The organism is Streptomyces sp. NPDC031365, assembly GCF_055569765.1.
In genome coordinates, this window is the sequence record NZ_JBVIIM010000028.1 from 90,184 (window position 1) to 106,809 (window position 16,626).

General features: G+C 70.4%; 11 protein-coding genes and 1 pseudogene. 11 read left to right on the top strand and 1 reads right to left on the bottom strand.

Going from position 1 to position 16,626, the window contains the following annotated elements:
- Positions 1 to 322 precede the first annotated feature (322 nt).
- The 7 genes and pseudogenes from ACZ5C2_RS31190 (at position 323) to ACZ5C2_RS31220 (ending at position 10,304) form a co-directional block, all read left to right on the top strand.
- Positions 323 to 2,008, top strand: coding sequence for an extracellular solute-binding protein (locus ACZ5C2_RS31190; RefSeq protein WP_468798890.1), 1,686 nt, complete (start codon positions 323 to 325; stop codon positions 2,006 to 2,008).
- 26 nt (positions 2,009 to 2,034) lie between these two features.
- Positions 2,035 to 3,123, top strand: a complete 1,089-nt coding sequence (locus ACZ5C2_RS31195) for an ABC transporter permease (protein WP_468798892.1) — start codon at positions 2,035 to 2,037, stop codon at positions 3,121 to 3,123.
- On the top strand, positions 3,120 to 4,082 hold the full coding sequence (locus ACZ5C2_RS31200; RefSeq protein WP_468798894.1) for a carbohydrate ABC transporter permease: 963 nt from the start codon (positions 3,120 to 3,122) through the stop codon (positions 4,080 to 4,082). The genes ACZ5C2_RS31195 and ACZ5C2_RS31200 overlap by 4 nt, the downstream gene beginning before the upstream one ends.
- Before the next feature lie 240 nt (positions 4,083 to 4,322).
- Positions 4,323 to 6,308 carry a beta-galactosidase gene (locus ACZ5C2_RS31205; protein ID WP_468798896.1) on the top strand — a complete coding sequence of 662 codons (1,986 nt, stop codon included), beginning with the start codon at positions 4,323 to 4,325 and terminating at the stop codon, positions 6,306 to 6,308.
- Positions 6,305 to 8,518, top strand: coding sequence for a glycosyl hydrolase family 95 catalytic domain-containing protein (locus tag ACZ5C2_RS31210; RefSeq protein WP_468798898.1), 2,214 nt, complete (start codon positions 6,305 to 6,307; stop codon positions 8,516 to 8,518). Before ACZ5C2_RS31205 ends, ACZ5C2_RS31210 begins: the two co-directional genes overlap by 4 nt.
- 36 nt (positions 8,519 to 8,554) lie before the next feature.
- Positions 8,555 to 9,268 carry a glycoside hydrolase family 12 protein gene (locus tag ACZ5C2_RS31215; protein WP_468798900.1) on the top strand — a complete coding sequence of 238 codons (714 nt, stop codon included), beginning with the start codon at positions 8,555 to 8,557 and terminating at the stop codon, positions 9,266 to 9,268.
- A gap of 194 nt (positions 9,269 to 9,462) precedes the next feature.
- Positions 9,463 to 10,304, top strand: a pseudogene (locus tag ACZ5C2_RS31220) (dioxygenase family protein).
- Between the two features lie 23 nt (positions 10,305 to 10,327).
- Here the strand turns inward: ACZ5C2_RS31220 and ACZ5C2_RS31225 are convergent.
- Positions 10,328 to 11,338 carry a LacI family DNA-binding transcriptional regulator gene (locus tag ACZ5C2_RS31225; RefSeq protein WP_468798902.1) on the bottom strand — a complete coding sequence of 337 codons (1,011 nt, stop codon included), beginning with the start codon at positions 11,336 to 11,338 and terminating at the stop codon, positions 10,328 to 10,330.
- Between the two features lie 306 nt (positions 11,339 to 11,644).
- Between ACZ5C2_RS31225 and ACZ5C2_RS31230 the strand changes: the two genes are divergently transcribed.
- From ACZ5C2_RS31230 to ACZ5C2_RS31245, 4 genes are all read left to right on the top strand, one after another.
- Positions 11,645 to 13,585, top strand: a complete 1,941-nt coding sequence (locus ACZ5C2_RS31230; RefSeq protein ID WP_468798904.1) for an acyl-CoA dehydrogenase family protein — start codon at positions 11,645 to 11,647, stop codon at positions 13,583 to 13,585.
- A 131-nt stretch (positions 13,586 to 13,716) separates the two neighbouring features.
- Complete coding sequence (gene dxr / locus ACZ5C2_RS31235) at positions 13,717 to 14,979, top strand: 1-deoxy-D-xylulose-5-phosphate reductoisomerase (RefSeq protein ID WP_468798906.1); 1,263 nt, start codon at positions 13,717 to 13,719, stop codon at positions 14,977 to 14,979.
- Positions 14,980 to 14,987: 8 nt separating this feature from the next.
- On the top strand, positions 14,988 to 16,280 hold the full coding sequence (locus ACZ5C2_RS31240) for a M50 family metallopeptidase (protein ID WP_468798920.1): 1,293 nt from the start codon (positions 14,988 to 14,990) through the stop codon (positions 16,278 to 16,280).
- A gap of 183 nt (positions 16,281 to 16,463) precedes the next feature.
- Positions 16,464 to 16,626: flavodoxin-dependent (E)-4-hydroxy-3-methylbut-2-enyl-diphosphate synthase (locus ACZ5C2_RS31245; RefSeq protein ID WP_351004190.1), on the top strand; the 163-nt coding region annotated here is incomplete at its 3' end.

The window sequence follows — 16,626 nt, forward strand, 5'->3', positions numbered from 1 at the left end:
CGAAGCGCTTCGATGCTCATTCGGGTCGGGGGTGGGTGTCAAGGGATCCGGGAGGATCGGATCGGACGCCTTTCTGTCGGCTCCTGGCTCCTGTACCTGCGTCGCGATCACGCATACATCCGAGCAATCTTGGATGCGGCCCTTGTGTGCCCCTGGGTGTTCACTTAACCTCGCAGCAACATCGAAGCGCTTCGACTGTGAGGCCCGCCGCGTGCGGCCCAGCCCCCGCCGAAGACCGCTTCGGCTCAGCCAGTTCCACTGAAGACACCGCAGCCGACGGCCACCTGCCGGGTGTCCTGGTGCGCCATGAAGGGTTGACGCAATGACGCCGAACGCCTCCAACTCCTCCGGACCCAGCCGGAGAAGCTTCCTCGCCTCCACGGCGGTCGTCACCGCAGCGGTGGCCGGAGGAATCCCGCTGCTCTCCGCCTGCGGGGGTGAGCAGGAGGGCCGCAAGGAGGGCACCACCTCCGGCAAGGAGGCCGAGAAGCTCCTCCCGGCGTTCGTGGCGTCGGCCGTCGTCACCCCCGACATCCCGGCGAAGAACGGGTCGGCGGCCGGCTTCACCAAGGCGATACCGACGGCCGAACTGAAGACGTCGGTGCCCAAGGCGCTGGGCAGCGGCGGCAAGCTGAAGATCATGTCCCCCTTCTGGGGCACCCCGCCCAAGGGTGACAACCCGTACTACACGGCGATGAACAAGGCCGTCGGCGTCGAGGTCACCTGGCAGAACCAGGACGGCGTCACGTATGACCAGAAGCTCGGCGCGGTCCTCGCCTCCAGCGACATCCCGGACGTCGTGGTCGTCCCCGGCTGGAACCTGATGGGCCGCATCCCCAGTGCCGTCAACGCCAAGTTCGCCGACCTCGGGCCCCATCTCGCCGGGGACAAGGTCAAGGACTACCCCAACCTCGCGGCCGTCCCCACCGAGGCCTGGCAGCGCGGCATCTTCGGCGGACAGCTCCGGGGCGTCCCGATGCCCGCCCCCTACGTCACCGACATCGCGCCCCTGTACCGCAAGGACCTGTTCGCGAAGAACGGGTACGGCGTCCCGAAGAGCCCCGACGAATTCCTCACCTGGGCCAAGGAGGCCACCGACGCCAAGGCCAAGCTCTGGGCCTGCGACGACATGAAGTGGACCGCCTTCAACATCTTCGGCGTCCTCTCCGGCAGCGACAAGGCCCTCTGGTGGAACCTCGAGGGCGACAAGCTGGTCAACCGCGTCGAGACCGAGCAGTACCTCGAGGCGCTGGAGTGGACCCGCAAGCTCTACGCCGCCGAAGTGGTCCACCCCGACGCGGTCCAGGGCAAGACGGGCGGCAACGCGGGCAACCGCTTCACCGCGGGTGAGGTGCTGGTCTACAACCAGAACATCTCCGACTGGTGGGGCAAGACCGCCGAACAGCGCACCCAGAACCCGGACTTCGAGATGGGGGCGTTCGACATCTTCGGCCCCGGCGGCGGCGATCCGACGCTGTGGGCGGTCCAGCCGGCCAACATCTTCACCTTCGTCTCCAAGAAGGCGACCGAACAGCAGATCAAGGACTTCCTCGCCCTCTGCAACTTCTGCGCCGCGCCCTACGGCACCAAGGAGTTCATGCTCACCGCGTACGGAGTCGAGGGTACCGACTACGCGGTCGAGGGCGGGCTCCCGGTCAAGACCCAGCAGGGCGTCAACGAGGTCAACGGCGCCTACGACTACACCGGCAACCCGGCCCCGTACATCGCCTACCCCGACCTTCCGGACGTCACCAGGGCGATGGTCGAGTGGCAGCAGCGCATGGGTGCCTTCACCAAGAAGTCCTCCTTCTTCGGCCTCACCGTCACCGAGCCCAACCGCTGGTCGAACCTCGCCGACGACTTCGAGCAGCTCGAGGACGACGTGGTGCGCGGCCGCAAGAAGATCAGCGATGTGCAGCAGGCCGTGTCCGACTGGAAGAGCAAGGGCGGCGACCAACTGCGCGACTGGTACAAGAAGCTGCTCGACGACCACGGCTCGGCGAAGTGACCCGGGGCTGACGCGAGGAGAAGGCCGTGTCGCACAGTACGGTGCCCCGGGGCACCACCGAGGCGCAGACCTCTCAGGACCCGACGGCGGGCAACGGGGATGCCCCCGGGCCCGGGAGGCGGGGCGCAGGGAAGAAGCCGGGGAAGAGGGCCGGCGAGAGGGCGGAGACGCCCGGGAAGGCTTCGGGGAAGCTGGGCCTCCGGCTCAGGTTCCGGCGTGACCGCACGCTGATCCTGATGACGGTGCCGGCCCTGCTGCTGATCCTGGTGTTCAACTACATACCGATCCTCGGCAATGTGGTCGCCTTCCAGGACTACGACCCGTATCTCAGCGAGAACGGCTTCGTCGCCATCTTCGAGAGCCCCTGGATCGGGGTCGAGCAGTTCGAGCGCATCTTCGCCGACTCGGCCTTCTGGCACGCCGTGCAGAACACCTTCGTCCTGTTCTTCCTCCAGCTGGTGCTCTACTTCCCCATCCCGATCCTGCTCGCGCTGCTCATCAACAGCATCGTCAGACCCCGGGTGCGGGCGGTCGCCCAGGCGGTCATGTACCTCCCGCACTTCTTCTCCTGGGTCCTGGTCGTCACCGTCTTCATGCAGATCTTCGGTGGCGCGGGCATCATCGCGCAGACCCTCCGCCGGCACGGCTACGAGGGCTTCGACCTGATGACCAACCCGGAGATCTTCAAGTACCTGGTGACGGCCGAGACCGTCTGGAAGGACGCCGGCTGGGGCATCATCGTCTTCCTCGCCGCGCTCTCCGCGGTCTCGAACGACCTGTACGAGGCCGCCGCCATGGACGGCGCCGGACGCTGGCGGCGCATGTGGCACATCACGCTGCCCGCCCTGCGCCCGGTGATCGCCCTGCTGCTGGTGCTGCGCGTCGGCGACGCCCTCACCGTCGGCTTCGAGCAACTGCTGCTGCAACGGCAAGCGGTGGGTGTCGACGCCTCCGAGGTCCTCGACACCTACGTGTGGTGGAACGGCATCCGCAACCAGGACTTCAGCTACGCCGCCGCCGCGGGCCTCATCAAGGGCGTGGTCGGTCTGGGCCTGGTGCTGACCGCCAACAAGGTGGCCCATCTCATGGGTGAGCAGGGGGTGTACAAGAAGTGACCACCGTCCTCGACACACCGCCCGGTGAGCAGCCGCCGACCGATCGGGCGAAGAAGCCGAGCCCCTGGGCCGCACCGCCCCGGCCCGTCTGGGAGGAGGAGCCGTCCAAGGCCGGACAGGCCGGCAAGGGCCTCGCCCTGGGCCTGGCCTGCCTGGGCATCCTCTTCCCGCTGTGGATCGTCATCGTCACCAGTCTGCAGACGAAGCGGACCATCGACGAGGCGGGCGGTCTGGTGGTGATCCCGAAGAGCATCACCTTCGTCGCCTACCAGGAACTCCTCACCGGCGGTCAGGTGCAGCGCGCCACCCTGGTGAGCATCGGCGTCACCGTCGTCGGCACGCTGTTCAGCATGGCCGTGTCGGTGCTGAGCGCCTACGGACTGTCGCGGACCGGGACGCTGGGACACCGCTGGATCCTGATGACCCTGCTCGCCACGATGTTCTTCGGCGCCGGCCTGATCCCGACCTATCTGCTGGTGCAGGCACTCGGGCTGACCGACACCTACCTCGCGCTGATCCTGCCGAGCGCGGTGAGCGTCTTCAACATCCTGGTGCTCCGCGCGTTCTTCATGAACATCTCCCAGGAACTCATCGACAGCGCCCGCATCGACGGGGCCGGTGACTGGCGGATCCTGTTCCGGATCGTGATGCCGCTGTCCCGGGCGGTCATCGCCGTGATCGCGCTGTTCTACGCGGTGGGGTACTGGAGCGCCTGGTTCAACGCGTCGATCTATCTGACGGACCAGGACATGATGCCGCTGCAGAACGTCATGATCCAGCTGGTGCAGAAGCAGGAGCGACCGGTGGGGTTGTCCGCGCAGATCAATACGGGGCAGTTGTCGCCGCTGGCCATTCAGATGGCGGTGATGGTGCTGGCGCTGTTGCCGGTGGCCGTGCTGTCGCCCTTCGTCCAGAAGCACTTCAAGAAGGGGATGCTGACGGGGGCCGTGAAGGGATAGCGGTATTGCCCTCCGGGAGAGCCGCGCTGTCTTCCGGCCGCGGGCTCGTGTGGTGGATCGCGCGGTTCCCGGCGCCCCTGAAGGTTTCTCCGTCCTCCCTTGCGAACGAGGTACTGTCATGTACGCGCCCCCTGTCGGCAGATGTGCCGTTCCCGCCGGGGCGGCGACCGTTGCCGCGGTTGCCGGTGTCCCCCTCCTCGCCACCCACGGGCGCGGCACCCAGCGCGGGGAGTCCGTCTGATGCCGAGACGCGAAGGACCCGCACTCGCCGACGCCACCCGCGGCCGCATCCTCTACGGCGGCGACTACAACCCCGAGCAGTGGCCCGAGGAGACCTGGCACGAGGACGTCCGCCTGATGAAGCAGGCCGGCGTCACCTCCGTCACCCTCGGCGTCTTCTCCTGGGCCACCATCGAACCCCGCCCCGGCGAGCGGGACTTCGGCCGGCTGGACCGGCTGATGGACCTCATGCACGACCATGGCGTCGACGTCGTCCTCGCCACCCCCACCGCCTCCCCGCCACCCTGGATGGGCCACCTCCACCCCGACACCCTGCCCCGCGACGCGGAGGGCCGGACCGAGTGGTGGGGCGGACGCCAGCACTTCTCGCACTCCAGCGCCACCTACCGCCGCTGTGCCGCCGCCATCACCGAGGACCTGGCCGCCCGCTACGCCGGCCATCCGGCCCTCACCATGTGGCACATCAACAACGAGTACTGCACGTACGACTGGGGCGACGAGGCCGCCGCCCGCTTCCGCGCCTGGCTGCGCCACCGCTACGGCTCACTCGACGCGCTCAACACCGCGTGGGGTACGGCCTTCTGGAGCCAGGGCTACGGCGACTGGGCCGAGGTACTGCCGCCCCGGCACGCGCACTACATGAAGAACCCCACTCAGGTACTCGACTTCAGACGCTTCACGTCCGACATGCTCCTGGAGTGTTACACCGCCGAACGCGACATCGTCCGCCGGCACACCCCGCGCCTTCCGGTCACCACCAACTTCATGCCGCTGTGGGCCGGTCAGGACGCCTGGCGCTGGGCCGAGGAGGAGGACATCGTCTCCGTCGACCTCTACCCGGACCCGCGCGACCCCCTCGGCGCGCAGAGCGGGGCCCTGGTCCAGGACATGACCCGTTCACAGGCCCGCGGCCCGTGGATGCTGATGGAACAGGCGGCCGGACCGGTCAACTGGCGCGGGGTGAACCACCCCAAGCCACGTGGCCTCAACCGCCTGTGGTCGCTCCAGGCCGTGGCGCGCGGCGCGGACGCCGTCTGTTACTTCCAGTGGCGCCAGTCCCGGCAGGGCGCCGAGAAGTTCCACTCCGGGATGGTCGGCCACGCGGGCGAGCAGGGACGTACGTACCAGGAGGTGAAGCGGCTCGGCGCGGACCTGGCCCGGATCGGCCCGCACGTCACCGGCCGCCCGGTCCCCGCCGACGTCGCCGTGCTGCACGACTGGCACTCCTGGTGGGCGGGCGACCAGGAGGGCCGGCCGTCCCGCGAGGTCGACTACCCGCAGGTCCTGGGCGCCTGGCACCGGGCGCTGTGGCAGTCGCACCTCACCACGGACTTCGCCCACCCCGAACACGACCTGTCCGGCTACCGGCTGGTCGTCGTCCCGCAGCTCTACCTCCTCACGGACTCGGCCGTCGACAACCTCCTGGCGTACGTGCACGGCGGCGGCACCCTCGTCTGCGGATTCCTGACCGGCGTCGCCGACCAGGACGACCGGGTGCGGCCCGGCGGCATGGACGAGCGGCTGCGCGAACTGTTCGGCATCCGGACCCTGCACGAGTGGTGGCCGCTGGAGCCGGGGGAGAAGGCCGAGTGCGAGGGCGGGCTGCGCGGCACTCTGTGGTCCGAGGAACTGGAACCCGACGGCACCGCGGAGGAGGCCGTCCCGTACAAGGGCGGGGAACTCGACGGACTGCCCGCCGTGCTGCGCAAGGGCCGTGCCTGGTACGTGTCGACGCTCCCCGAACCGGAGGCGCTGCGCTCCCTGGTGTCCCGCGTCGCCGCCGACGCGGACGTGTGGCCGGTCCTTGACGGACTCCCGGACGCCGTCGAGGCGGTGCGCCGCGGTGACCTGCTGTTCCTGCTCAACCACAGCCGGGAGCCGGTCACCGTGGATGTCCCCGGCACGCACCGCGACCTGCTGACCGACACGGCCGTGACCGGCCGGCTCAGCCTCGGCCGCTACGGCGTGGCGGTGCTGACGTCATGAGCGCCACGCCCGTTCACGGAAGCTGGGAGCCCCGGCCGGCCGCCCGCTGGGAGGATGCCTTCCTGAGCGGCAACGGACACCACGGCGCCCTGGTGTTCGGCGATCCGGACGACGACCGCACCATCGTCACCCATCACACCCTGGTCCGCCCGGGCGAGGGCGACGAGCGCCACCGGCGGCCGCCGCATCTGGCCGCCGGTCTCGCCGGCCTCCAGGACCGGCTGCTCTCCGGCGACACGACCGCCGCCGAGGACTTCACCGACGGCCGCCCCCTGACGTGGGTGCGCCCCTTCCACCCGGCCTTCCAGATCCGCCTCGCCCGCGCGGAGAGCAGCCCGGACCGGTCCGGATACCGCCGTACGGTCGACTTCGCCACCGGAGTGGTGGAGGCGACCCACGCCGGGTGGACCAGCCGAGTCCTCGTCTCCCGCGCCGACGACGTGATCGTCCAGTACGTCACCGGCCCGGGACCCACGATCCACCTCTCCCTGGACCACCGGCTCCCCGGCGCGCCCACCGGCCTGCGGGTCGGTCACGGAGCCGTCCTCACCCCCGAGGGCGCGCTGCTGAGCCTGCGCGCCCGCTACCCGGGCAGCGACCTCGCCTGCACCGGTGTCACCCTCGTCGCCGTCACGGGCGGCTCGACCACCCTCGCCCCGCCCGGCGTGCGCATCGAGGGCGCGCGGTCGGTGCTGCTGCTCACCCGGGTGCGGCGGCACACCGGGGAGGCGGACGTGCTCGCCGAGGGCCGCGCCCTGCGCGACCTGCTCGACGACGCGCCCGGGACCTCGTACGACGGCCTCCTCGCCCGTCATCTGCCCCGGCACCGCACCGCCTATGAACGCGTCACCCTCGACCTGGCCGCCGATCCGGACGAACGTGCTTTGCCGGGATCCGAGTTGCTGATCCGGCAGCGCGGTGCCGCCCTGCTCGAACGGCTCTTCGCCGCCGGCCGCTACCACGTGCTGTCGTCCAGTGGCCTGTTCCCGCCCCGGCTCACCGGGCTGTGGACCGGCGACTGGGACACCGCCTGGTCCGGCGGATTCACCAACGACGCCAACCTCAACCTCCAGACCGCCTCCGCCGTCCCAGCCGCCCTCCCCGAGGTCACCGAGGCGCTGGCCGCCCTGATCCAGGGCCAGTTGCCCGACTGGCGGGACAACGCCCGCGCGGTGTTCGGTGCCCGGGGCGTGGTCGCGCCCGCCCACAGCGACGGCGAGTCGGGCCACTCGTACCACTTCAGCCGCGAGTACCCCCTCCACCTGTGGACGGCGGGCGCGGACTGGCTCCTCAAGCCGCTCGTCGACCACGACGAGGCCCGCGGGGAGCGCGACCCCCGAACCGCAGCGGCACTCGCCGAAGTCGCCCTCTTCTACGAGGACTTCCTCACCCGGACCGACACCGGGGGCCGACTGGCCGTCGTGCCCTCCTACTCTCCCGAGAACCGTCCCGCGAACGCGAGCTGGGGCGCGATCGACGCGGCCATGGACCTCTCCGCCGCCCGGCACGCCCTGCGCACCGCCGCCGCGTACCACCCCGAGCACGCCGAGCGCTGGCACGCGCTCGCCGACCGGCTGCCCCCGCACCGCATCAACGCCGACGGCGCACTCGCCGAATGGGCCCGGCCGGACCTGGACGACTCCTACGACCACCGCCACCTCAGCCACCTCTACGGCGTCTGGCCGCTCGACGAGATCACCCCCTATGACACCCCCGACCTGGCGGCCGCCGCCCACCGCGCCCTGGAACTGCGCGGCGCCGAGAACGACTCCGCGCACGGCCACCTGCACCACGCGCTGATCGCCGCCCGTCTCCGGGACGGTGAGCGGGTCGCCCACGCGCTCGCCAGGGTCCTCGACGGCGACTTCTTCCACGCCTCCCTGATGAGCGCGCACTACCCGCGCCGCGACGTCTACAACGCCGACGCAGCCCACACCCTGCCCGCCGTGCTGATCGAGGCCCTCGTGCAGTCCACCCCCGACCGGCTGGTCCTGCTGCCGGCGCCCCTCCCGGAGTACCCGAGCGGTGAACTGCGCGGAATCCGCACCCGGTTCGGCGCCTCGTTGGATCTCACCTGGTCCCCGGACGGCGCCACCGCCGTCCTGCGGCCGAGCCGCACCCACCGCATCACCCTGTGGACTTCCGCCGGCGCCGAGCCGCTCGACCTGGTCGCCGGAGAAGACCGCGTCCTCATCACGAAAACGCGGTGACCCCCCGCGACTCCCCCCACCCATGGAAGGAAAACCATGGCACCAAGCACCTTGGGCAGGATCACCAAGGTCCTGCTGGCGCCCGCCCTCGCGCTCGGCGCGACGGCCGGACTCGCCTCCGCCCCCGCGCACGCCGCCGTCTGGAGTTCCTGCGACCGGTGGGGCAACACCGGCCTGAACGGCTACACCCTCTACAACAACATCTGGGGTTCCGGTGCCGGCGCCCAGTGCGTCTGGGCCAACTCCGGCACCAACTGGGGCGTATGGGCGGACCACCCCAACACCGGCGGCATCAAGTCCTACCCGAACGCCAAGAAGGTGATCAACAAGTCGATCACCTCTCTCGGTTCGCTCACCAGCAGCTACAACGTCACCGTCCCGTCCTCGGGCGCGTACAACACCTCGTACGACATCTGGGACACGGACTACGACTACGAGATCATGCTGTGGGTCAACCACAACGGGGCCGTGGGCCCGCTCGGCAGCCCGCAGGGCACCGTGAGCCTCGGCGGCCACACCTGGAACGTCCACAAGGGCGACAACGGCGCCAACGAGGTCTTCTCGTTCCTGCGTACCTCGGACTCGGACGCCGGCACCGTCGACATCCTCCCGATCCTCAGGTGGATCAAGGACACCAAGGGCTGGATGGGCAACGAGACCATCGGTGACGTGCAGTTCGGCTACGAGATCACCTCGTCGGCCGGCGGCCTGGACTTCCGCACCAACAACCTGACGGTGTCGGGCGGTTAGTCACCGCACCTCCGTGCCGCCCGCACCTGTGCCCGGTGCGGGCGGAGCCGTGCTTCCCGGCGCCGCCCGGCTGCCATCACGCCGTGCAGGGGCCGGAACGGGAGCTGTCGCCGTATCCGCCGGCGCGCGTAGGTTTTCCGGCGATCAGGCACGCCCCGTCCTTCCGCCCCCACCGAGAAGCCCGAGGAACCGTCATGACCCCATCCCGTCCCGACGCGCCCGGAACCGGCGCCGAACGCCCGATCAGCCGCAAGAACCTGCTCCGCGCGGCCGTCGCCGCCGGAGCCGCCGCCCCGTTGCTGGCCACGGGCACGGTGGCGCTCGCCAGGGAGACCGGCCCCCAGGCGCGGCCCCTGACGCCCACCCCCTACTGCGACGACGGCGACGACCCCACGCCCGACCAGATGGAGGGCCCCTACTTCAAGCCCAACTCCCCGCTGCGCACCGACCTCGTGACCCCGGGCGCCCCCGGTGTCCGGCTCACCGTCAGCGGCACGTCTTCGGCCGGAACTGCGTCCCGCTCGCGGGGATCCTGCTCGACTTCTGGCAGGCCGACGACGGCGGCGCCTACGACATGGCCGGATACACCTTCCGCGGGCACCAGTTCACCGACGCCACCGGTGCCTTCACCCTGCGGACCATCGTGCCGGGCCTCTACCCCGGCCGCACCCGGCACATCCACGTCAAGGCGCAGGCACCGGGCGAGCCCGTGCTCACCACCCAGCTGTACTTCCCCGGCGAGCCCCGCAACAGCACGGACGCGCTCTTCGACCCGGCGCTGCTGATGAACGTCCGTGCCGCGGGCGGCGGCAGGCAGGGCACCTTCGACTTCGTGCTCGACGCCGAGGGCAACCCGACGGATCCGCCGACGGACCCGCCCACCGACCCGCCGAGCGGGAGCTGGGCTCCCGGCCGCCCGTACGCGGCGGGCGACCGGGTCACCCACGGGGGCGCCGGTTACCGCTGTCTGCAGGCCCACACCTCGATGACCGGCTGGGAGCCGCCCAACGTTCCGGCGCTGTGGCGCCGCGAGTGACCGCGGGCGCCTCACCGGGCCCTCTAGGGGGCGGGCGCCGGGCCCGAGCTCGCCCGGACGGTCAGCTCGGGCGCGAGCAGGACGACCTCGTCGCCGCCGCGTCCGTCGAGCTTGGCGACCAGCTGCTCCACGGCGTGCCGGCCCATCTCCTGCGCGGGGATGGCGACCGACGTCAGCCGCACCGAGGCCTGCACGGCGACCTGTTCCGGGCAGACGGCGACCACCGAGACGTCCTCGGGCACGGCCCGGCCCTGCTGCCGCAGCAGGGCGAGCAGCGGTTCGACCGCCGACTCGTTCTGCACGACGAAGCCCGTGGTGCCGGGACGCTCGTCGAGGATCCGGGCGAGCGTCACGGCCATCGCGTCGTACCCGCCCTCGCACGGACGGTGCAGCAGCCGCAGCCCCAGCTCGCGTGCCCGGGTGCGCAGGCCGTCCAGGGTGCGTTCGGCGAAGCCGGTGTGCCGTTCGTAGACCGCCGGGGCCTCGCCGATGACGGCGACATCCCGGTGCCCCCGCTCGGCCAGGTGCTCCACGCACAGCGCACCGGTGGCCTTGAAGTCGAGGTCGACGCAGGTCAGGCCGGCGGTGTCGGCGGGCAGACCGATCAGCACCGCGGGCTGATCGGTTCCGCGGAGCAGCGGCAGCCGCTCGTCGTCGAGTTCGACGTCCATGAGGATCATGCCGTCGGCGAGCCCGCTGCCCGCGACCCGGCGCACCGCGTCCGGGCCCTCCTCGCCGGTGAGCAGCAGCACGTCGTACCCGTGGGTGCGGGCCGTGGTGGCCACCGCGATGGCGATCTCCATCATCACCGGGACATACATGTCCGTACGCAGGGGGACCATCAACGCGATGATATTGGACCTGCTGCTGGCCAGGGCGCGGGCCCCGGCGTTCGGGTGGTACCCGAGCTCGTGGATGCTCCGCTCGACCCGCAGGCGGGTGTTCGCGGAGATGGACCGCTTGCCGCTGAGGACATAGCTCACCGTGCTCGCCGAGACTCCTGCGTGCTGGGCGACCTCGGCGAGGGTGACCATCCGGCTCTCCCAATGGTGTGAAGCGCTTCGACGGAGCGCGATATGTACGCGGGCGGTTGAGGATCCTTCGACAGTAGCTCCGTGGACAACGAGTGTCCATAGGCTGTCGAAGCGCTTCGACGACGCCTTGCCCGCGCCGGCCTTCGCCCCGACCTGTGCCGGGTCGCGGTCCCCGTCCTCCGGGTCGCGGTATCGGCCGAACGGCCGCACGAAGGGTGGTGGGGCCGCTACTAATCGGGTACATACGATCGGGTAGCACCAGTCAGTAACGCATGACTCCATCCTATTCGCGGCGAGGTGAGCCTCATGTCCGCAGTACCCGAGTCTCCGTCCCGGCCCACAGTCACCGAACGGGAGGCCCGTCAGGTCGCGGAGGCCGCCCGGGAACAGGACTGGCGCAAGCCCAGCTTCGCCAAGGAACTGTTCCTCGGCCGTTTCCGGCTCGACCTGATCCACCCCCACCCCCTTCCCGCCGACGAGGACGTCCAGCGCGGTGAGGAGTTCCTCGCCAAACTCCGCGACTTCTGTGAGACGAAGATCGACGGAGCCACGATCGAACGCGAGGCGCGCATCCCCGACGAGGTGATCACCGGGCTCAAGGAGCTCGGCGCCCTCGGCATGAAGATCGACACCAAATACGGCGGCCTCGGCCTCACCCAGGTCTACTACAACAAGGCCCTGGCCCTGGTCGGCTCGGCCAACCCGGCGACCGGCGCACTGCTCTCCGCCCACCAGTCGATCGGCGTTCCGCAGCCGCTGAAGATCTTCGGCACGCGCGAGCAGAAGGAGACGTTCCTCCCGCGCTGTGCCCGCACCGACATCTCGGCCTTCCTGCTCACCGAGCCGGACGTCGGCTCGGACCCGGCCCGGCTCGCCACCACCGCCGTCCCCGACGGGGAGGACTACGTCCTCGACGGTGTGAAACTGTGGACCACCAACGGCGTGGTCGCCGACCTGCTCGTCGTCATGGCGCGCGTGCCCAAGTCCGAGGGCCACCGGGGCGGCATCACCGCGTTCGTCGTGGAGGCCGCCTCCGAGGGCGTCACCGTCGAGAACCGCAACGCCTTCATGGGGCTGCGCGGGCTCGAGAACGGCGTCACCCGCTTCCACCAGGTCCGCGTCCCCGCCTCGCACCGCATCGGTGAGGAGGGGCACGGCCTGAAGATCGCGCTCACCACGCTGAACACCGGACGCCTGTCCCTGCCCGCGATGTGCGTCGGCTCCGGCAAGTGGTGTCTGAAGATCGCCCGTGAGTGGTCGGCGGCCCGAGAGCAGTGGGGCAAGCCGGTGGCACTGCACGAGGCCGTCGGTTCCAAGATCGCGTTCATCGCGGCGACCACCTTCGCCCTGGAAGCAGTCCTCGACCTCTCCTCGCAGATGGCCGACGAGGACCGCAACGACATCCGCATCGAGGCCGCCCTCGCCAAGCTCTACGGCTCGGAGATGGCCTGTCTGATGGCCGACGAACTGGTCCAGATCCGCGGCGGACGCGGATTCGAGACCGCGGAGTCCCTCCGGGCGCGCGGCGAACGCGCGGTGCCCGCCGAGCAGATCCTGCGCGACCTGCGCATCAACCGGATCTTCGAGGGCTCCACCGAGATCATGCACCTGCTGATCGCGCGGGAGGCCGTCGACGCCCACCTCTCGGTCGCCGGCGACCTGATCGACCCGGAGAAGTCCCTCGGCGACAAGGCGAGGGCGGGCGCCAACGCGGGCGTGTTCTACGCCAAGTGGCTGCCCAGGCTCGTCGCCGGACCGGGGCAGCTCCCCGGTACCTACAACGAGTTCAAGCACGCTGTCGACCTGTCCCCGCACCTGCGCTACGTCGAACGCACCTCCCGCAAGCTGGCCCGCTCCACCTTCTACGCCATGTCCCGCTGGCAGGGGAAGATGGAGACCAAGCAGGGCTTCCTCGGCCGGATCGTCGACATCGGCGCCGAACTGTTCGCCATGAGCGCCGCCTGCGTCCGCGCGGAACTCCTGCGAGGCCGCGGCGAGAACGGCCGCGAGGCCTACCAGCTCGCCGACGCCTTCTGCCGACAGGCCCGCATCCGTGTCGAGGAGCTCTTCGGCCGGCTGTGGACCAACACCGACGACCTCGACCGCAAGGTCGTCAAGGGCGTGCTCTCCGGCACGTACGCATGGCTCGAGCAGGGCGTCATCGACCCCTCGGACGACGGCCCCTGGATCGCGGACGCCACCCCGGGCCCGTCACAACGGGACAACGTGCACCGGCCGATCCGCTGATCCGCCGGGACGGAGGGGAGCGGCCGGGCGGTCCGGCCACTCCCCTCCGCACCCTTCCGCGCGCAAGAACACACGCCCCGGCCGCCGGGGTGGGGCCCCGGCGGTGGGCGCGACCCGACACAATGGGGTCCATGACCGACGCTCCAGCCCCGCTCGCCGATCCGCACCTGGTGTACGACCCCCCGGTGGGAGACGGCCCGAAGGACGTGGCGATCCTCGGCTCCACCGGGTCGATCGGCACCCAGGCCATCGACCTCGTGCTGCGCAACCCCGGCCGCTTCCGGGTCACCGCCCTGTCCGCCAACGGCGGCCGGGTCGCCCTCCTCGCCGAACAGGCCCGCCGGCTGCGGGCGCGCACGGTCGCCGTCGCCCGCCAGGACGTCGTACCGGCGCTGCGCGAGGCGCTCTCCGCGCAGTACGGCGCGGGGGAGCCGCTGCCCGAGATCCTGGCCGGACCGGACGCGGCCACGCAGCTCGCCGCCTCCGACTGCCACACCGTCCTCAACGGAATCACCGGCTCCATCGGGCTCGCCCCGACCCTCGCCGCCCTGAAGGCGGGCCGCACCCTCGCGCTCGCCAACAAGGAGTCGCTCATCGTCGGCGGCCCGCTGGTCAAGGCGCTGGCCGAGCCGGGCCAGATCATCCCGGTCGACTCCGAGCACGCCGCCCTCTTCCAGGCGCTGGCCGCCGGCACACGCGCCGACGTCCAGAGGCTCGTCGTCACCGCCTCCGGCGGCCCCTTCCGCGGCCGCACCAGGGAGCAGCTGGCGGACGTCACGGTGGAGGACGCCCTCGCCCACCCCACCTGGGCCATGGGACCGGTCATCACGATCAACTCGGCGACCCTCGTCAACAAGGGGCTGGAGGTCATCGAGGCGCACCTGCTCTACGACATTCCCTTCGACCGTATTGAGGTCGTCGTGCACCCGCAGTCGTATGTCCACTCGATGGTTGAGTTCACGGACGGATCGACACTGGCCCAGGCGACACCCCCCGACATGCGCGGGCCCATCGCCATCGGTCTCGGCTGGCCCGAAAGGGTCCCCGACGCCGCCCCGGTCTTCGACTGGAGCACGGCGTCCACCTGGGAGTTCTTCCCTCTCGACAACGAGGCGTTCCCCTCGGTGAACCTCGCCCGGCACGTCGGTGAGCTCGCGGGAACCGCCCCCGCGGTGTTCAATGCGGCGAACGAGGAGTGCGTCGAGGCCTTCCGCTCCGGTGCGCTGCCGTTTCTCGGGATCATGGAGACGGTCACCCGGGTGGTCGAGGAACACGGCACCCCGGCGACGGGAACCTCCCTGACCGTGCCGGACGTCCTCGAAGCGGAGACCTGGGCGCGGGCGAGGGCCCGGGAACTGACAGTCCGGACGGCGAGCGCGGAGGCGCGTGCATGACGACCCTGATGTTCATCCTCGGCATAGTCGTCTTCGCGGCCGGCCTGCTGTTCTCGATCGCCTGGCACGAACTGGGCCATCTCTCCACCGCCAAGATGTTCGGCATCCGCGTGCCCCAGTACATGGTCGGCTTCGGCCCGACCCTCTGGTCGCGGAACAGGGGCGAGACCGAGTACGGCGTCAAGGCGATCCCGTTCGGCGGCTACATCCGCATGATCGGCATGTTCCCGCCCGGCCCCGACGGCCGGCTGGAGGCCCGCTCCACCTCACCGTGGCGCGGCATGATCGAGGACGCCCGCTCCGCCGCCTTCGAGGAGCTCAGGCCCGGCGACGAGAAGCGCCTGTTCTACACGCGCAAGCCGTGGAAACGGGTCATCGTGATGTTCGCGGGCCCGTTCATGAACCTCATCCTCGCCATCGTGCTGTTCCTCACCGTGCTGATGGGCTTCGGCATCCAGCAGGAGACCACGACGGTCAGCTCGGTCTCGCCGTGCGTCATCTCGCAGAGCGAGAACCGCGACGAGTGCGAGAAGTCCGACCCCCAGTCCCCGGCCGCCGCCGCCGGTATGAAGGCCGGCGACCAGATCGTCGCCTTCGCCGGCGTCAGGACCGACGAGTGGGCCACGCTCTCGGACCTCATCCGCGACAGCGCCGGCAAGGCGGTGCCGATCGTCGTCGACCGTGACGGCCGGGAGGTCACCCTCCAGGCGAAGATCGCCACCAACCAGGTCGCCAAGAAGGACGCGAACGGGACCTACGTCGAGGGCGAGTACGTCAAGGCAGGCTTCCTCGGCTTCACCCCGGCCAACGGTGTCGTCAAACAGGACCTCGGGGACTCCGTGGTCTGGATGACCGACCGGGTCGGCGACGCCGTCGACTCCCTCGCCGCCCTGCCGTCCAAGATCCCCGCCCTGTGGGACGCCGCCTTCGGCGACGGCCCCCGCGAACCCGACTCCCCGATGGGCGTCGTCGGAGCGGCCCGGGTCGGCGGCGAGATCGCCACCCTCGAGATCCCCGCCTCGCAGCAGATGGCCATGTTCGTGATGCTGCTCGCCGGCTTCAACCTCTCCCTGTTCCTGTTCAACATGCTCCCGCTGCTGCCGCTCGACGGCGGACACATCGCGGGCGCGTTGTGGGAGTCGCTGCGCCGCAACCTCGCCAGGGTGCTGCGCCGCCCCGACCCGGGCCCGTTCGACGTGGCGAAACTGATGCCGGTGGCCTACGTGGTGGCCGGGATCTTCGTCTGCTTCACCCTCCTCGTCCTGATCGCGGACGTGGTGAACCCGGTGCGGATCTCCTAGCCGCCGGGCCAGGACACCCGCCGTTCACGACGGCCTGGAACCCTTGGTTTCCAGGCCGTCGCCCTTGGGCCCGTTTACGGGCGCGATGTGCTCGGGCGTGGGCCGGTGCCGTAATCTCGGAGCCCGGAGCCCGCCGCTCACGGGGAGCCGGACCTTGATCCACGACTTGGGGTTGCACAGCAGATGACTGCGATTTCTCTCGGCATGCCGTCCGTACCGACCAAGCTCGCCGAGCGCCGGAAGAGCCGGCAGATCCAGGTCGGATCAGTGGCGGTCGGCGGGGACGCCCCGGTGTCCGTGCAGTCGATGACGACCACGCGTACGTCCGACATCGGCGCGACCCTCC

What these genes read in the sequence shown, in the direction of transcription:
- ACZ5C2_RS31190 (WP_468798890.1), top strand. Translation starts at nt 323, where the DNA reads ATGACGCCGAACGCCTCCAACTCCTCCGGACCCAGCCGGAGAAGCTTC.
- ACZ5C2_RS31205 (WP_468798896.1), top strand. Translation starts at nt 4,323, where the DNA reads ATGCCGAGACGCGAAGGACCCGCACTCGCCGACGCCACCCGCGGCCGC.
- ACZ5C2_RS31210 (WP_468798898.1), top strand. Translation starts at nt 6,305, where the DNA reads ATGAGCGCCACGCCCGTTCACGGAAGCTGGGAGCCCCGGCCGGCCGCC.
- ACZ5C2_RS31215 (WP_468798900.1), top strand. Translation starts at nt 8,555, where the DNA reads ATGGCACCAAGCACCTTGGGCAGGATCACCAAGGTCCTGCTGGCGCCC.
- ACZ5C2_RS31225 (WP_468798902.1), bottom strand. Translation starts at nt 11,338, where the DNA reads ATGGTCACCCTCGCCGAGGTCGCCCAGCACGCAGGAGTCTCGGCGAGC.
- ACZ5C2_RS31230 (WP_468798904.1), top strand. Translation starts at nt 11,645, where the DNA reads ATGTCCGCAGTACCCGAGTCTCCGTCCCGGCCCACAGTCACCGAACGG.
- dxr (WP_468798906.1), top strand. Translation starts at nt 13,717, where the DNA reads ATGACCGACGCTCCAGCCCCGCTCGCCGATCCGCACCTGGTGTACGAC.
- ACZ5C2_RS31240 (WP_468798920.1), top strand. Translation starts at nt 14,988, where the DNA reads ATGTTCATCCTCGGCATAGTCGTCTTCGCGGCCGGCCTGCTGTTCTCG.